Origin of the sequence: Sinobacterium caligoides, assembly GCF_003752585.1 — a bacterium.
Taxonomy (GTDB): Bacteria; Pseudomonadota; Gammaproteobacteria; order Pseudomonadales; family Sinobacteriaceae; genus Sinobacterium; species Sinobacterium caligoides.
Window position 1 is genome coordinate 128,165 of sequence record NZ_RKHR01000003.1, and the last position, 17,760, is coordinate 145,924.

The 17,760-nt window shown below is 49.6% G+C and carries 13 protein-coding genes; 6 read left to right on the forward strand and 7 right to left on the reverse strand.

The window, feature by feature from the left end; translation table 11 throughout:
- Positions 1-15: 15 nt before the first annotated feature.
- The 3 genes from cysS to EDC56_RS00835 form a co-directional block, all read right to left on the reverse strand.
- On the reverse strand, positions 16-1,419 hold the full coding sequence (cysS, locus tag EDC56_RS00825) for a cysteine--tRNA ligase (RefSeq protein WP_123710642.1): 1,404 nt from the start codon (positions 1,417-1,419) through the stop codon (positions 16-18).
- A 65-nt stretch (positions 1,420-1,484) separates the two neighbouring features.
- Positions 1,485-3,176: a glutamine--tRNA ligase/YqeY domain fusion protein gene (locus EDC56_RS00830; protein WP_123710643.1), complete on the reverse strand. Its 1,692-nt coding sequence runs from the start codon at positions 3,174-3,176 to the stop codon at positions 1,485-1,487.
- A gap of 190 nt (positions 3,177-3,366) precedes the next feature.
- Positions 3,367-3,813, reverse strand: a complete 447-nt coding sequence (locus EDC56_RS00835) for a hypothetical protein (protein ID WP_123710644.1) — start codon at positions 3,811-3,813, stop codon at positions 3,367-3,369.
- A 193-nt stretch (positions 3,814-4,006) separates the two neighbouring features.
- Between EDC56_RS00835 and EDC56_RS00840 the strand changes: the two genes are divergently transcribed.
- The 4 genes from EDC56_RS00840 to EDC56_RS00855 all read left to right on the forward strand — a co-directional run bounded on the left by EDC56_RS00840 (position 4,007) and on the right by EDC56_RS00855 (position 8,341).
- Complete coding sequence (locus EDC56_RS00840) at positions 4,007-4,507, forward strand: peptidylprolyl isomerase (protein WP_123711713.1); 501 nt, start codon at positions 4,007-4,009, stop codon at positions 4,505-4,507.
- 20 nt (positions 4,508-4,527) lie between these two features.
- Positions 4,528-5,247: a UDP-2,3-diacylglucosamine diphosphatase gene (locus tag EDC56_RS00845; protein WP_123710645.1), complete on the forward strand. Its 720-nt coding sequence runs from the start codon at positions 4,528-4,530 to the stop codon at positions 5,245-5,247.
- Positions 5,248-5,540: 293 nt separating this feature from the next.
- Positions 5,541-6,452 carry a hypothetical protein gene (locus EDC56_RS00850; RefSeq protein ID WP_123710646.1) on the forward strand — a complete coding sequence of 304 codons (912 nt, stop codon included), beginning with the start codon at positions 5,541-5,543 and terminating at the stop codon, positions 6,450-6,452.
- Between the two features lie 188 nt (positions 6,453-6,640).
- On the forward strand, positions 6,641-8,341 hold the full coding sequence (locus EDC56_RS00855; protein WP_123710647.1) for a class I adenylate-forming enzyme family protein: 1,701 nt from the start codon (positions 6,641-6,643) through the stop codon (positions 8,339-8,341).
- A 61-nt stretch (positions 8,342-8,402) separates the two neighbouring features.
- Here the strand turns inward: EDC56_RS00855 and EDC56_RS00860 are convergent, their stop codons facing one another.
- Positions 8,403-9,020 (reverse strand): MiaE family protein, encoded by a 618-nt coding sequence (locus EDC56_RS00860; protein WP_245980621.1) that lies wholly within the window; start codon positions 9,018-9,020, stop codon positions 8,403-8,405.
- A 184-nt stretch (positions 9,021-9,204) separates the two neighbouring features.
- Between EDC56_RS00860 and EDC56_RS00865 the strand changes: the two genes are divergently transcribed.
- Both EDC56_RS00865 and acnB read left to right on the forward strand, forming a co-directional pair.
- Complete coding sequence (locus EDC56_RS00865; protein WP_123710648.1) at positions 9,205-10,035, forward strand: DNA replication terminus site-binding protein; 831 nt, start codon at positions 9,205-9,207, stop codon at positions 10,033-10,035.
- Positions 10,036-10,363: 328 nt separating this feature from the next.
- The gene (acnB, locus tag EDC56_RS00870; protein ID WP_123710649.1) at positions 10,364-12,973 is read left to right on the forward strand and encodes a bifunctional aconitate hydratase 2/2-methylisocitrate dehydratase; all 2,610 of its coding nucleotides are present in this window, start codon (positions 10,364-10,366) and stop codon (positions 12,971-12,973) included.
- Between the two features lie 105 nt (positions 12,974-13,078).
- Here acnB and EDC56_RS00875 read toward each other — a convergent pair whose 3' ends face one another.
- Genes EDC56_RS00875 through EDC56_RS00885 form a run of 3 tightly spaced genes read right to left on the reverse strand, consistent with a single transcriptional unit; the run spans position 13,079 to position 17,719 of the window.
- Positions 13,079-13,690 (reverse strand): transglycosylase SLT domain-containing protein, encoded by a 612-nt coding sequence (locus tag EDC56_RS00875; RefSeq protein ID WP_123710650.1) that lies wholly within the window; start codon positions 13,688-13,690, stop codon positions 13,079-13,081.
- Positions 13,691-13,702: 12 nt separating this feature from the next.
- Positions 13,703-15,721: an NAD-dependent DNA ligase LigA gene (ligA, locus tag EDC56_RS00880; protein WP_123710651.1), complete on the reverse strand. Its 2,019-nt coding sequence runs from the start codon at positions 15,719-15,721 to the stop codon at positions 13,703-13,705.
- A gap of 60 nt (positions 15,722-15,781) precedes the next feature.
- On the reverse strand, positions 15,782-17,719 hold the full coding sequence (locus tag EDC56_RS00885) for a cell division protein ZipA (protein ID WP_162844039.1): 1,938 nt from the start codon (positions 17,717-17,719) through the stop codon (positions 15,782-15,784).
- Positions 17,720-17,760 lie beyond the last annotated feature (41 nt).

The following is a 17,760-nucleotide window of genomic DNA, read 5'->3' on the forward strand; positions in this document are numbered from 1 at the left end:
TGCGAAAGTGAAATACTATTCGCGACGCCAGGTGGTACCACCCGCTCCATCTTCCAACACGACGCCCTGCTCTTTCAGCAAGTCACGAACCTCGTCGGCACGTTGGAAGTTACGATCAGCCTTGGCTTGAATACGTTCGGCGATTAGCGTATCAATCTGCTCTGCAGAGATAGCAGCCCCCCCCAAACCGGATTGCATATAGCTATCGACATTCTCTAACAACAAACCAAGAGTCGCCGCCATGCTCTTCAATACCTGCGCTAAATCATCGGCATTATCAGCTTGCTGCTTTGTCGCGGTATTTAGCTCCCTCACAGCCTCAAACAGCACCGAAATAGCCAGCGCTGTGTTGAAGTCGTCATCCATCGCCTCACGGAAAGCCTTCACATGCGAGTTTTCATCATCGAATTCACAAAGATCCAACGCTTTGACATGCTCGTAGCCTCGGATACCAGTGTAGAGGCGGTCGAGCTCAACCTTCGCTGTCTTTAAATTCTCTTCAGAGTAATTTATCGGGCTACGATAATGACTGCGTACCAACACATAACGCACCACCTCATGGTGATATTTCTCGAGGATCTCACGGATAGTAAAGAAATTGCCTAATGACTTCGACATCTTTTCACCATCCACTCGCACAGCACCGGCATGCATCCAATAGCGAGCAAACTCTTTATCGTTAGCAGCTTCAGACTGAGCGATCTCATTCTCATGATGAGGGAACGGCAAATCAGGGCCCCCACCATGAATATCGAAAGTTTCACCTAGGCAGCACTTAGTCATCGCAGAGCACTCAATATGCCAACCAGGACGACCTGCCCCCCATGGCGAAGGCCAGCTAACGTCATCGACATTAGCCGACTTCCACAATGCGAAGTCACGAGGGTCTTCTTTGATATCACCGGTTTCGATGCGCGCACCAGCGAGTAACTCTTCCGGATTTTTGTTCGATAGCTTGCCATAACCTTCAAACTTAGCGACACGATAATAGACATCACCATTATCGCAGGCATAAGCGTAACCCTTCTCGATCAGGTTCTGAGTCATGGCAATGATTTCATCGATATAAGCCGTTGCACGAGGCTCAATATCAGGGCGAGCGACGCCTAGCGCTTTCTCATCTTCATGCATAAAGGCAATAAAGCGATCCGTTAGATCAGTAAAGGCTTCGCCATTATCCGCCGCACGATTGATGATCTTATCGTCAATATCGGTGATGTTACGCACGTAGGTCACATCATAACCACTGGCACGCATGTATTTTGTAATCACATCGAAAGCAACTAGCACGCGCGCATGGCCGAGGTGACAATAGTCGTAGACCGTCATGCCGCAAACATACATACGAATCTTCCCTTCTTCTAAGGGAACGAATTCTTGCTTACTGTTCGATAATGTACTGTAAATTTTTAAGGCCATTACGCTACTTCTCTAATGCTTTACTGATGGACAGGCTGCCGGCAATGGGCAGCCAACCTAACGTTTTACTTTTTACTCTTAGACTCAACAAGGCTGATCGTCTTATTAAAGACCAAGCGCCCCTCACCATACTCATAACGGTCGGCAACAAAATAGCCCTCACGCTCGAACTGGAAAGATTGTTCCGGGGTGGTATTTGCCAGCGACGGCTCTACCCAACAGCCCTCTAGCGCGTGCAATGAGTTATCAGTAAGATGGGCCATATAATCACGTCCGCCAAAGTCAGGCGCCTCATGATCAAACAAGCGCTCATAAATACGTACCGTGGCTTTCTGCGCTAGTGTCGCTGACACCCAGTGGATTACACCGCGTGGCTTAACACCCTCCGGCGGTGTCTCACCGACAGTCCCAGGCACCAGCGACGCTTTGATCTCAGTGATTGTACCCTGCTCATCCTTAACAACCTCTTCGGCCTTGATGACATAGCCGCCACGCAGACGAACATACTCACCAAAGACAAGACGCTTAAACTTCTTACGAGATAACGTAGTATCTTCGGTAAAGTCAGCGCGGTCGATGTAAAGGGTTTCCGTAAACGGTAGCTGACGCTCTCCCATCTCAGGCTTGTTCGGGTGACACGGCTGAGTCATCATCTCAACCCCGTCCATCGCCTTGGCTTGATCGAAGTTGGTGATCGACAGCTTAACGGCGTTCATCACACACATTGCTCGTGGCGCGTTGTCGTTGAGGTCGGTACGGATTGCGTGCTCTAGCATGCCCATATCGACAATACCGCCAGCACGATTAACACCGACCATCTCAGAGAAGTTACGCAAAGCCTGGGCAGAGTAGCCGCGACGACGCATACCTGAAATTGTCGGCATACGCGGATCATCCCAACCCTCGACAACTCCTTCATCGACTAACGACTTCAACTTGCGCTTACTGGTCACCGTATAGTTGATATTCAAACGAGAGAATTCATACTGCTTAGGCTGGCTCGGCACCGGCAAATTTTCGATAAACCACTCATACAGCGGTCTATGCCCCTCAAACTCAAGCGTACAGATAGAGTGCGTAATACCTTCGAGCGCATCTGATTGGCCATGAGTAAAATCATAGATCGGATAAATGCACCACTTATCACCGGTCTGATGATGCGGAACCTTGCGAATACGATAAATGATAGGGTCTCGCATATTCATGTTAGGCGACGACATATCGATCTTAGCGCGAAGCGCGCAAGCGCCCTCCTCGAAACCACCATCGCGCATCTTCTCAAAAAGCGCTAAGTTTTCCTCTACACTTCGCTCACGATAAGGACTGTTTTTACCGGGCTGCTTTAAGTTGCCACGGTATTCCTTTGCTTGCTCTGCATTCAAATCACAGACGTAGGCATTGCCTGCCTTAATCAGATAGATCGCATAATCATAGAGCGTATCAAAGTAGTCTGATGAATAGCGAACATCACCAGCCCAATCAAACCCTAACCACTTAACATCTTCTTGAATCGCATCGATAAATTCTTGGCTTTCTTTTTCTGGGTTGGTGTCATCAAAACGTAAATTGCAACGCCCTTGATACTTCATCGCCAAACCAAAGTTGACACAGATCGAGTGTGCATGACCAATATGCAGAAACCCATTAGGCTCCGGTGGAAAACGTGTGACAACTTCCTGGTGTTTACCAGAGGCCAAGTCTTCATCAATTATGGCGTGTAAAAAGTTATTAGCACTCGCGGTAGTGTCGTTGCTCATGTAGCAGAATTCCAATTATAAACAGCAGTAGAGGACCCATAACAAGCCGGCTCTGGCGAACCCGGTCTAAACGGCATCCCATCATATAGCTTGCAGTGAAAATAAAGGCGTCAGTATAACGCCTAGTCGACATCGTTAAAACCGCTGCCAAGTAGTATTAAGTCATGTATCGATCTATTAAAGAGGAAAACTAGTCGTTGCTCTCAGAAGAGGATTGTAAGAACGTTACAATCTGCTGCAGCTCTTGCTCAGTGTAGGTGCGGCCGAAATGATCACAGCGCCGTTCTAACTCCTCAACCTTTTGCTTGAGCAGCTTATTTTCCTGTTCCAATTGTTGCAGACGGACATCAACAGCGTCCTCCACTATAGGTGCCGACGCAGCCGACTGCCCCATATAAGGGATAATATAAACTTGCTTACCTTGATGCCCATCCACACGCTGGCAGATCGATGAGCCTGCTGCAGACACCACGCGAACCGAAAGCCGCTTCATGCTCAGCAACCTACGTAACTGTGGCGTAAACTTCATACGCGTAAGGCCAGAGGCGGCGATTAAGTCTTTCAGGGCCATTGAATCGCTGCTCGCAAAAGCATCTATGATCTGTTGAGCAGCGGGACTCAACGATTGATTATCCACGTAAACATGCCTCCATGACACGAATGTTAATCGAAGCTACTGATCATGACTAGGCTCTACGAAGAGGTCAATAGCGTAACGCTATTTGTTCAGCTACTTTACTCCGAGCTAGTAGGCTACGTATAATTGATCGGTTATTTACATGTCACTCTTTGAGTGGCTACTTTTTTCCGACTCACTATCGAGAATCATCATGCCTCAAGTTACCCTACACACCAGCAAAGGCGACGTCGTCATTGAGCTTAACGCTGAAAAAGCACCAATAACTGTTGCTAACTTCCTTCAATATGCGGAGTCTGGCTTCTATGATGGTGTTATCTTTCACCGTGTAATCCCAGGATTCATGGTCCAAGGTGGCGGCATGCTTGCCGACATGAGCGAGAAGAACACCGAAGCGAATATCACTAACGAAGCCGACAACGGCCTAGCCAACGAACGTGGAACCATTGCCATGGCTCGTACCAACGAACCTCACTCGGCTTCTGCGCAGTTTTTTATCAACGTCGCCAACAACGGCTTCCTCAACCACACAAGCCCAACCCCGCAGGGCTGGGGTTACGCTGTATTCGGTAAAGTTACTGAAGGCATGGATGTAGTTGATAAGATCGAGAAGGTTGATACCGCTAACAGCGGATACCACGGCGACGTTCCAGTTGACCCCATCACCATCAACAGCACCACAGTCGTTAATTAATCTGCTTTAAGGCCGAAGTTATGAGTGTTGTTTTCATCTCCGATATCCATCTTGACCCCAGCCAGCCTAGAGTTAAGCAGGCGTTTATAGACTTTCTAAGCACTGAGGCCAGCACGGCTAAAGCGCTGTATCTATTGGGTGATATTTTTGAGGCCTGGATCGGTGATGATTTCAGCACGCCTTTCGTCGACGAGATCAAATGGGCGCTTAAGGGCCTCAGTGATAGCGGCGTCGAGCTTTACTTCATGCACGGTAACCGTGACTTTCTTATCGGCCAGCAATTCTGTGATGAGATTGGCGCCACCCTGCTGCAAGACCCCAGCATTCTTGAGTACGACAATAAACGATACCTTCTTATGCATGGTGACTCGCTCTGCCTAGACGATGTCGACTACCTTAAATTTCGTCAGATGGCTCGCTCCGATGCCTGGCAGCAACAGGTACTTGCCCAACCCATTGAAGCCCGATTGGCCCTAGCAGCCAAAATGCGTGAGCAAAGCGGGGCAGCAATGAGCGAGAAGTCCGCAGATATAATGGACGTCACAACAAGCGAGGTTGACCGGCAGCTTGCACTCAACAATGCTGACGTACTGATCCATGGTCACACCCATCGACCCGCCATCCATCAACATCAAGACAACAAAACACGCGTTGTTCTAAGTGACTGGACAGATCATTGCCAGTACCTGCGCTTAGAAAAAGACAAGACATTACAATTACGCCGTCTCGATTTCGCTTAATACTGCTTTCTAGTGAAGCTTATTCCTACGCTTGTTTTTGGCTAACATGGCTTCACTAGCCCGCCCCCGCTCTGCTCAATTACTGCACCCCAGTGCTGCGCTCCATTGCCACAAGCTCATTGTCGAGAAAATTTACAAGCGGACGTACTGACGTCACTATTTGGATACATCATAGCCGAGAAAATGGATTATCTGGCCTTAACGGCACAAAACCTGCTATAACAATCTGACAGCTACTCATAAGCGTCAGCATATGATCATCGTTAGCATAATAATAAGATACAAGGACCCCCATGGCACACTTAACATTGCCTCGTTTAGCCTTCAGTTTTTTGCTTAGCTCAACCCTTGTTGCCTGCGGAGGCGGAGGCAGCGGCTCGCCCGAACCAGAACTGCCCGACAATAGTTTAGGGTTTAACGTTGTCGACAGTACCGACCTAACCGGGCTGTGGCTGATTTCAACGACGATTATAGACCCCAATCGTGCGCTGCCTATCAATAACGAGGAGCCCCAAATAGCAGCGATCACCGTACGCTCCTCACTCTACATCAGCGAACATAACGACAGCACCATTGCCGTAAGCGACAACCACCTATCCTGTGATACAAGCTATTCAATCCGACAAAATTCACTCACCCCTATCGACATATCGGCGAACACAATAGCCCTAAACGATGGTACGGGGGCGATTAGTATCTATCATATTAATACTACCGGTGAGCTCAGCGGCTCGGTATATGACGCTAGCCTATCAGCCATCGGCAGCAGCACTATGTATAAGCTAAGTAATAATATCAACGCCCAATTTGGCACCATGAATAGTTTATTCGAACCAGAAGAAGGTTCCCCTGTAACCCACTCGTTTAGCCCAAATTGTTTTCAGGAACTCCTGCTGGAACAAGAAGGAATTGATAGCCAAGAAAAAAGCATCAGCCTAAATATCACCTCTTTTGCCGAAAGCGATCAAGGACAAATAAAAACAGCTAAATTCACCAACCACCTAATAGCAAACGATAGCTATATTGAAAACGATATAGGGGATGGGATTATCGCCAGAAGCAATAGAGGTGATATTGCCACACAAAAAATTACAAGCACCAAAAATACCCTAACCCTTGAGACAACCACCTTTGTTGAGCCAGCCTTACCAAAGAACAGCCTTTTAACAATTACTGCTAGCTTCGACTTAACCGATGTAAAGTAAGAGACAAAAAGCCTAGCTTTAGACATCTATAACAGGCATCGCTAGATGCCTATATAGCTTGGCACTGCTAGCGGGCCATACGTCGTCAATTGTCATTGCAGTGTTTCCAATTGCCGTATTTATACATTATGCAGGGCCGCATAAACTGAAAACAATAAAATAACAAACTGCGGATAAGACCATTGACCATGACAAAACAACTACGTCAGGCCTTCGAAACGCTGACCCTCGACGGCATGCCTTTTGCCATTGAGACATGCCAAAAGAACGGACTCAAACACTATAGCAATCGACCAAAATCACTGAAGGAAATCTTTCTCGCCGCCAGGGAGCATGGCGACCTTCCCTACATGATCTATCAAAATGAGAGTTGGAGCTTCACCGACACGCTTGAAAGAGCAGCAAAACTCGCCCAGTTTCTCGTTTCCGAAAACGTTCAACCTGGTGATCGTGTCGCTATCGCGATGCGCAACACCCCAGAATGGATGACTAGTTTTATCGCCATCACAGCTATTGGCGGAATAGCGGTAGCGCTAAACAGCTGGGGCAGCGCCGCAGAACTTGCTTACGGCATTAGCGACTCCGCAGCAAAAGTTATTATTGCCGATGAAGATAGGCTCAAGCGAATTAGAGAGACTGGAAACACTGACCTTACAGTACTGTGCCGCAGTGAAGAAACAACCCCTCATTGCGTTAACTGGAGCGTAATTCAACAACAAACGCAGGAAGAGTTCCCTGACCAGAGCCCTCCTGATGAGCATGCTCCGGCCCTCATCATGTACACCTCCGGCACCACCGGCGCACCAAAAGGTGCCGTATCTTCACATCACGCCGTTATCAGCGGCCTGATGAATGTTGAGATGTCTGGCGCTGTCGTCGCCATGCAGTACCCTGAGATACTTGAAAAGATGATGAATAGCTCGCAACAGAGCGGTAGCTTGATGACAGTACCACTCTTCCACGTCAGCGGCTTGCATGCCAGCATGTTGCCAGCGCTACGAAGAGGCAGCAAAGTCGCTTTAATGTACAAATGGGACGCCCATGAAGCACTAAACCTTATAGAGAAACACAACCTGCAATCCATTAGCGGTGCGCCTATGGTCGTTGAACAACTACTCAATGCAGCGAACCAAAACAGCATCAGTCTTGAGCAGCTAGTTTCTGTCGCCACCGGCGGTCAGGCACAGCCGGCCGACCTAACTCGTCGCATCAAAGAGCAAGTACCAAACGGCATGCTAGGGGCTGGATACGGCATGACTGAAGCCAACTCGACGATCTGCTCGATGGCGGGTGAGCTATATCTAAACAAACCAAGCAGCTGTGGACTACCATTACCCATTGTTGAGATTGAGTTGAGGGACGACGATAACGACGTCGTCAATAGCCCACTGCTAAGCAACGGCATGCGTGGAGAGGTCTTTGTGCGTGGCGCCATGTTAATGAGCGAATACTGGCAACGCCCGGAGGAGAGCGCAGAGGCGATAGTCGAAGGATGGTATGCCACCGGCGACATCGGTCTAATCGATGAGGACGGACTACTACACATCGTCGATCGAAAAAAAGATATGGTGATCCGCGCCGGTGAAAACATATACTGCACTGAGGTAGAACTCGCCCTCGCTAGCCACCCCGATATCGCGGAGTGCTGCGCCTTCGGGCTACCGCACGAGGCGTGGGGTGAGCAGTTAGTGATGGTCGCCGTAGCCAAGGATGATAGGCAGCTGGACGAGCAACACTTATGTCAACATATCGCTAACCAATTAGCCGCATTTAAGGTGCCCAGCCAGCTATTTCTTCAACAGCAGCCCTTGCCTAGGAATAGCTTAAACAAAGTACTCAAACCCGTGCTAAAAAGTGAGTACAGCCAAAAAACATCTGCAATAAGTTAGCTCGACACTCTGATCAAAGCCCCCTTCACTATCTTGCTCCATAGGCAACTAAGGAGGGGAGCTACAACCTTGGAATACCACTATGAAAGCGAAACTCATTGTCATCCGAGAGGATTAACTCCCGCTCAAGCTCGGCGAAGACATCAATACGCTGTTGCAGTGACGCCTCGTCACAATACTGCCCCGCAAGCGTGATGTAATCACGGAAATGCCGCGACTCTGATTTCAACAAAGAGACGTAAAACTTCTCAAGCTCCTCATCAAGTCTAGGCGCAATCTTAGCAAAGCGCTCACAGGAGCGTGCCTCAATAAGCGCACCGATAATGAGTGTGTCGACCAATTTCTCTTGGTAAGGCTTACGCACTGATTTGTGCAATTCTTTCGCATAGCGCGAGCCAGTAACGACCTTATACTCGACACCACGCTTCTGCATGATAGCTAACACCTGTTCGAAGTGACGCAACTCTTCTCGTGCCAGCTTAGACATTTTGTAAAGGAGATCAGCGTTATCGATATGACGATTCATCAACGTCATAGCGCTACCAGCAGCTTTTTTCTCGCAATTACAGTGATCAATAAGCATTATTTCAGGATGCTGCAGGGCAACCTCTACCCATTCATCAGGCGTCTCGCAGAGCAAGAATTCGTAAATAGGGGCCAACATCTCTTCTGGCGTCATCTCTGTTACTCCACAAACAAATTCGAGGCACACAGGCCACATTAATTGCCGGGCATTATAACGGAAGCCGGCAAATATGCACTCGTCATGACGCTACCGACGAGTTCACTACTTGATCTGTTTTAACTTTACTTTCAACGGGCACCCTCTAAAATAGATAACGGTATAATATAAGGGTTTGTATATGATTGAGACACTCATCGAACACTATCAGCAACTTGAACAAGCCATGATCAAGTTACAGCAGTCGATTACACAGGAGGCTAGGCCTGGTTGGATCTGCCAAGCAGAGCAGCGTCCAGCATACAAAACCATTGCCAACAGCTATGGCGATTGGTGGTATGACGGTGATGGCGATGGACGACGAACCAAGAATTACCACGGACTTATTCTAGCTTCGCCTGAGACAGCGAACTTAGCGCGCTCTCTTAACGTAGCAAAACAACAGTTTCAACAACTAGTACAACAACTACAGAAAACAGACCGGCAGGCGTGGCTACTCAACTACCCTCGCTTACTACCCAGTAATAAACGCAACAGCCTTAAGTCTGTGAGCCTTGCACGGCTGCACCTGAAGCAATGCTACCGCCAAATCCCTGTCTTAGACTCATGCCCTGAAAAAATCGGTTTCAGCTGGTATTGCAGTGGCAAAAGTATTCAACGCGTCAGCAAAAATGAGGCGATCAAAAAACTTGCGAAACTGGGCCAGGCAAAACACATACAGATTCAACAACAAAGACTTGCAGCCCTCCCCGATAACGAAGATATCGCAATCGTACAACCACAAGCTCCCTGCATCAGGGCTAACATCGTTTATAACAGTAACGGCAAAATCACGCGTAAGGCATGCAACAGCGCACTCCCCTTTCTCATTGTTAGTGACGATAATTCACTCCCCCTTTTCAACCAAATCGAACGCCAGCCACCTAACAAGAAAACACGCCTACAGCGCAGTGACACCAAAATTGCCGAGCAGGCCATTGCGCCAAGCATTAGAGGCCATCTCTATCAGTAGGGTAACCCACTAGCACAGCTCTCCCAGTCAATGTATAGATCAAAAACGTGGCGATAAAACTAAGAAGTATCGTTATATTTCACAGCGACATTGCCGCTATTCACTAAAGCTATAGTTAGTCAGTAGGCACTCTAAAGTAAGCAAAAATCGACATATAGCCGCCTAGAAACAAGCAGTTCCAATAACATCAAAGCCTGTGCGGGTTACGCCGAGGGGCTGATTCGTGTATAGTTACGCCCCGTTGCATCTGTTCCACAAGAACAAAATCTCGTATATAACAAAGGCCAAAGAAGCCTTTTGTGAGTTAGGATCTGAGAGGAGTCCAATCGTGTTAGAAGCATATCGCGCCCACGTGGCAGAACGCGCCGAGCAAGGCATACCCGCTAAGCCCCTTAGTGCCGAGCAAGTAGCTGGTCTAGTTGAGCTACTAAAGGCTCCGCCTGCAGGCGAAGAGCAAGCGCTAGTAGAATTAATCACCGATCGAGTTCCGCCAGGAGTAGATGAAGCCGCTTATGTTAAAGCGGGATTCTTATCTGCTATCGTTAACGGCGAAGCAAGCTCCCCCCTCATTAACAAGGAAGAGGCTGTCAAACTACTGGGCAACATGCACGGTGGTTACAATATCGAAACTCTCGTCAACCTACTCGACAGCGATCTTGCCGAGCTAGCCGCCACCGAACTTAAGCATACTCTGCTGATGTTTGATGCCTTCCATGATGTTGAAGAGAAAGCCAAAGCTGGCAACGACTACGCTCAACAAGTACTACAATCTTGGGCCGACGCCGAATGGTTCACCAACAGCGACAAAGTTGCCGAATCAATTAAGGTCACCGTTTTCAAGGCCACCGGTGAAACCAACACCGATGACCTATCTCCAGCACCCGATGCTTGGTCTCGCCCAGACATCCCGCTACATGCTCTGGCCATGTTCAAGATGGAGCGTGACGGTCTAACACCCGACCAGCCCGGCACCATTGGACCGATCAAGCAGCTTGAAGCACTGAAAGAAAAAGGCCATCAGATTGCCTTTGTTGGTGACGTAGTCGGTACCGGCTCAAGCCGAAAGTCAGCCACTAACTCTGTCTTATGGTTCACCGGTGACGACCTACCTGGCGTCCCAAATAAGAAAGGCGGCGGCATCTGCATCGGCAGCAAGGTTGCCCCTATCTTCTTCAACACGATGGAAGACGCTGGCGCCCTCGTATTCGAAGCTCCCGTTGAGCAGCTCAACATGGGCGACGTCATCGAGATTCGCCCCTATGAAGGGAAAATTCTTGCCGAAGACGGCAGTGTACTTTCTGAATTCAGCTTGAAATCAGATGTATTGCTAGACGAAGTACAGGCTGGCGGACGCATCAACTTAATCATTGGTCGCGGCCTTACCACTCGCGCTCGCGAGTCTCTCGGCCTGCCTGCTATCGACACCTTCCGCCAGCCGGTACAGCCTACCGACACAGGCAAAGGCTACAGCTTGGCGCAAAAAATGGTCGGTCGCGCCTGCGGTGTTGAAGGCATTCGCCCTGGCACCTACTGCGAACCTAAGATGACGACAGTGGGCTCCCAGGATACCACTGGCCCGATGACCCGTGACGAACTAAAAGACTTGGCTTGCCTTGGCTTCTCTGCCGACCTAACCATGCAATCTTTCTGTCACACCGCCGCTTATCCTAAGCCTGTCGACATCGACACGCAGCACACGCTACCTGATTTTATCCGCAACCGCGGTGGCGTTTCTCTTCGCCCAGGCGATGGTGTCATCCACTCATGGCTGAACCGCATGCTGCTTCCCGATACCGTTGGTACCGGTGGCGACTCACACACTCGCTTCCCAATGGGTATCTCCTTCCCTGCTGGTTCAGGTCTTGTCGCCTTTGCCGCAGCAACAGGCGTAATGCCTCTGGATATGCCTGAGTCTATTTTGGTTCGCTTCAAAGGTAAGACCAAGCCTGGCATCACCCTACGCGACCTAGTACATGCCATCCCTTACTACGGCATCAAGCAGGGCCTGCTGACCGTGGAGAAAAAAGGCAAAATCAACGAATTCTCTGGTCGTGTACTTGAAATTGAAGGCCTCGATGACCTCAGCGTCGAGCAGGCTTTCGAACTTTCAGATGCAAGCGCCGAGCGTTCTGCAGCTGGCTGCTCAATCAAGCTATCAGAAGCGGCCGTAGCCGAGTACCTTCAGTCAAACATCGTGCTGCTACGCTCGATGATTGCTGACGGTTACGGTGACCCACGTACGCTAGAGCGCCGCGCCCAGAAGATGGAAGCCTGGCTAGCCAACCCTGAGCTAATGGAAGCCGATGCCGATGCCGAGTACCACTCAATCATCGAAATCGACCTCGCCGACATCAACGAGCCTATTGTCTGTGCACCGAACGATCCTGACGATGCACGCCTGCTTAGCGAGTGCGCCGGTCAGAAGATCGATGAGGTATTCATCGGTTCTTGCATGACCAATATTGGCCACTTCCGCGCTGCGGGCAAGTTATTAGAAGCCCACTCTGGCGGGCTCGACACTCGACTTTGGCTAGCGCCACCAACCAAGATGGACGCCCACCAACTAATGGAAGAAGGCTATTACAACACCTTCGGCAAGGTTGGTGCTCGTACGGAAATGCCTGGCTGCTCGCTGTGCATGGGTAACCAAGCACGCGTTAATGCTGGGAGCACCGTGCTTTCGACCTCTACTCGTAACTTCCCCAACCGTCTCGGTGATGGCGCCAACGTCTTCTTGACCTCGGCCGAGCTCGCCTCAGTCGGCGCGATTCTTGGCAAGCTACCGACACCTGAAGAGTACTTCGAGTACTCTAAGGGACTGGATACGATGACCTCTGAAGTCTACAAGTATCTTAACTTTGATCAGATGACCTCGTTTGTCGATGCCGCTGACAAAGGCAAGGCAATCGCCGCGGTACAGATCGACGAAGTACGCTAAAGCGCAGACTTACTCACTCATTGACGAGTGAGTAAGCTGACATTAAAAAGCCGGCACTGCATGCAGCGCCGGCTTTTTTGTACCTCTATTTTCGTAACATTAGCGCTAGAAAATCCCCCAGAATTTACTTTCACGCTCTAGCTTAGCCTGGCAGGCCTTTAGTTGCGTATGATAACGCCAGGACCTATCGCCTACCTTCTTAGAAACCTTGATCAACCACGCCTTGTTCTTATAACTGCCACGATTATATCCACCAGCACCCTCGTGATAGGCCAGATACAGCTTGCTGCTCTCCCAAGGCTTAATATTCGTCGACTTCACCGTGTTATGATTATACCAAGCGATAAAATCGGCTGCGTCACCAAAGTCACTGCGACTCGCCCCGCCATTACCTGAGCGACGTCTGTAGTCACTCCACGTGCCGTTTAACGCTTGAGCATAACCTTCAGCATTTGAAGGCCGACTGCCTGGGAAGACCCATAGGAACTTCCCCCTAGGTGGCTTAGCATCGTGCACAAAACGCGATTCCTGATGCATAAAAGCCATAATGGTCGGAATACTCCCCCCCCACCGCTTCGTAGCCTTTTTCGCCTCTTTATACCACCCGTCTTTCTGCTCAAAGATGTCGCATACATTATTCAGGTTACTGGGTGGTGTCGTCGCACAGCCCCCCAACAAGACAACAAATAGGATCAGCAATAATCGTCTAAATATCATTTATTTTACCTCTTACTCGTACTGGGCCAACAATGCTAAAAGCCCATTTTCATCAATGACATCGACTCCCAGCTCCTCTGCCTTCGTTAATTTAGAGCCAGCACCGGGGCCGGCGACAACGCAATGCGTTTTCTTAGAGACGCTGCCGGCCACTTTAGCACCTAGCTCTTGCAGGCGAGCCTTGGCATCATTGCGCGACAACGATTCCAGCGTACCGGTAACAACATAGGTCAAACCGATCAACGGTTGCTCATCGGCCTCTTTAACTTCAATATCAGGCCAGTTAATCCCCGCTTCGACCAAGGCCTCAATCACTTCAATATTGTGCTCCGCACGCATGAAACGATACAAATAACCTGCAACCACTTCGCCGACAGAGTCAGTCTCAGTTAACTGCTCAATATCCGCTGCAATCAAAGCCTCTAAGCTGCCAAATTTTTTCGCAAACTCAAGCGCGGTCGTCTCACCTACCTCACGAATACCAAGACTATAAATAAATTTTGGCAGCGTGGTCTGCTTGGCTCGCTGCAGAGCACCGACAAGATTCAGTGCAGACTTAGGCCCCATACGTTCTAGGCTAGCCAGCTGATAATCATTCAACGCAAATAGGTCCGCGACATTAGCAATCATCTTACGCTCAACCAGCTGATCAATAATCTTCTCGCCCAAGCCATCTATATCGAACGCCTTTCGCGAAGCAAAGTGCTTAATTGCTTCTTTCTGTTGCGCTGAACAAAACAGGCCACCTGTACAACGGGCTACTGCCTCCCCCTCAATACGCTCTATCGGTGAGTCACACTCAGGGCACGACTCAAGCATCTCAACACAGACACTGCCCGCCGGACGGCGCTCAACAACAACACTGACAATCTGCGGAATGACATCTCCGGCACGGCGCACAAGCACAGTATCGCCCACGCGAATATCTAAACGCGCCACCTCATCCATATTGTGCAAGGTCGTATTACTGACTGTAACGCCGCCAACAAACACCGGCTTTAGGCGCGCCACAGGCGTGACGGCCCCCGTACGTCCCACCTGAAACTCAATAGCCTCGACCGTCGTCATCTCCTCTTGAGCCGGAAACTTATGTGCAATCGCCCAACGCGGCGCACGAGAGACAAAGCCAATCGCCTCCTGCGCCGCAATGCTATTCACCTTGAACACAATACCGTCGATATCCATCGGCAATTGATCACGACGAGCTGCCATTTGATCGAAATAGGTAATACAGGCCTCGCTACCTTGCACCACCTGCGACTCACTATTAATCCTCAACCCCCAGCAATGCAGTTGCTCCAAAATGTCACTATGCCTTGCAGGAAGCTCTCCCCCCTCAACCAAGCCCACACTGTAGCAGCACATCTGCAGCGGTCTTTTCGCAGTTACTGTCGGGTCCAACTGGCGCAAGCTACCTGCCGCTGCATTACGCGGATTAACGAACTCTTTTTCGTAGCGCTCACGCGCCTGCTGATTGAACGCCTCAAACCCCGCTCTAGGCATATAAATCTCACCGCGAACTTCAAGCAGCTCTGGATAACCAGTGCCCAATAGCTGTAAAGGGATCGATTTAATTGTACGGACATTGGAGGTGATATCCTCACCCACTTGACCATCACCACGCGTTGCCCCACGCTCCAATACACCGTTGCGATACAGCAAGCTGACCGCCACGCCGTCAAGTTTTGGTTCGCAGGCATACTCAATCTCTGCGCCATCCCCCAATAGCTTCTTTAAACGCTGATCAAAAGCTGAGAACTCCTCGGCATCAAAAGCGTTATCAAGAGACAACATACGCACTTCATGCTTAACCTGCTTAAAACCGTCGAGTGGCGCGCCACCGACCCGCTGTGTCGGCGATGTTTTCAACCTTAATTCAGGATGCGCCTCCTCCAAGCCCTGTAAACGACGAAAGACTCGATCGTATTCAGCGTCGGTAACTGTTGGTTCATCTAAAACGTAATACTGGTAATTATAAGATTCTAACTCAGCGGTGAGGGCAGAAATCTCTGCAGCCACAGTCTGCGACATGGTAAAACTCCGTCACGAAAAAAGGGCGGTGAAACCGCCCCTGAAAATTAGATAGTCAACTCAGCCAATATCGGTGAGGTTCTTTCGACAATATTCTCGTATATCGTATCGATAATACTCGAGAACTTGTTTATTAATATCACTGCCTTCTCGGTCTTTCATCATACCACCGAGATTTTTAGCGAGATACTCCGCCGTCTGCAGCATCGCTTCAAAGGCATTCAGCGGCTCTTTAGGCCCGGGCAACGTCAGATAGAAGCAGACACCTGGAATATAGATATCGCCCGTGTCATCTGGAGCAAATACGCCACTATCAACCAAGTTAGCAACGCTAAATTGCACTGCCCCCTTACCAGCAGCCTCTTCGTGACGAAGGTAAATTTTACTTTTATTCAGCTGAATATCACAGGCCTTAAAAAAACTATGCAACTTCCCAGCATCAAAGCCTTCGGCATCCTTAGACCTGACATTGATAATCTCGACACGCTGATTTTGATCAATTGTCGGCGCCTGCTCAGGCTGACTCATCAGCTCTGCCTCTTCAAATGTCTCCTCATGGTTATTGACCGAAGACTGTTCTGACTTTCCAAACACGGGCATATCCTCAAGCGTAGATGCCAGCCGACTAAACAGCTTCTTACTAGACCTAGCCGGCTCGCTATAAGTGACCGGCTCCGACATCATCGCTGCCTCGGCCTCGGTCGATACAGGGACCTCCGTCGCATCGAAGCCTATGCTATTTGTAGGCTCCGGCTCAACCAGCTCTTCCTCAGCGAAATCAGTCGTTTTTAACGGCTCATCCTCTTCAAAAGATAGCTCCTGTGGCGCTGTCACCTCGGGTGACGAGGGTAGCGTATCATCTACCTCAGGCTCTGCACTGTGAACTACAGCTTGCTCTATAAAAATTTCTTGCTCCACTACCGGCTGCTCAATCTCGCTAGCTTTACGCTGACCTTTCTTCGGTACCTTTCGCGGCACAAAGCCATGACGGGTGGAGAGATCTGCAACCGCATCTTCATCCTCTGCCAATGAGTCCATCAACATGGGCACCCCCTCATCCAGATCAAATGATTGCTGCTCTGGTACTTTGAAAGGATTAGCACGATATTGCTGCGGCTCTCTGACGCGCGATGAAGCCTCCGCTGTCGTGGCCTTTTGTCTTGGCTCAACACTCGCTGGACTGGTAAAGCTCAGGTCATCAAACACGTCAACTATGTCTTTCTGCACTTGCCCGACATCTAACTCAGCCTGCTCGCCCTCAACGAGGTCATCAAAACTTAAGTCTGGGTTCCGCCTATCGACAACATCCTGCCATTCAGGTTGCTCTTCAACATCAACAAATGACAGATGCTCCTCATGGGCTGGCTCTTGTTCTTCATCATTCGCCAGAGAAGCAGCCTCTAGGTCAGAAAAAGCAACATTTGAAGCTGTAGACTGATCAATTTCCGGCGCCGCGATAGCATCACTGGTCATACTGTTCACTGGCACGCTGTCTTCTACATCCTCAGAAGCGTGATCAGCGACCTCATCACGCATCTGTCCAGCACTCGTAAAGCCCTCAACATCATCAACAGCTATGTCCTCAACAGCGATACCATCAACACCTATTGCTTCAAGCTCTAGCGCCGATATATCTGGATAATCAATAGCTTCATTTTCATCAGCGTGGCCTGCAGCAAAGGCGCTATCGACATGATGAAAAGAGGCCTCATCATCGCCAGAGCGTGACTGCTGATCAATATAAAACTCACCTTCAACGCTAGCGTAATCATCAGCGCCCTGCGTTATATCAGACACCTCGTCCTTTTCTTCAGTGCTGACTGACCCAACGTCTTCAACGGATATCATAGATGGCGCGACAAAAGACAGCTTTTCTTTAGCGGAACTCGTCTCTTTATCAGCGGATGACTGAGTTCGCTTAACAACACGCGCGCCACCGTTGGGTAGCTCGCTCAAATAATCGTCAATAGGGTCGTGTGCAGTCTTAGACACTCTCATATTAGAGCGCCTATCCTGTATTACTCGGCGGATACCATCTG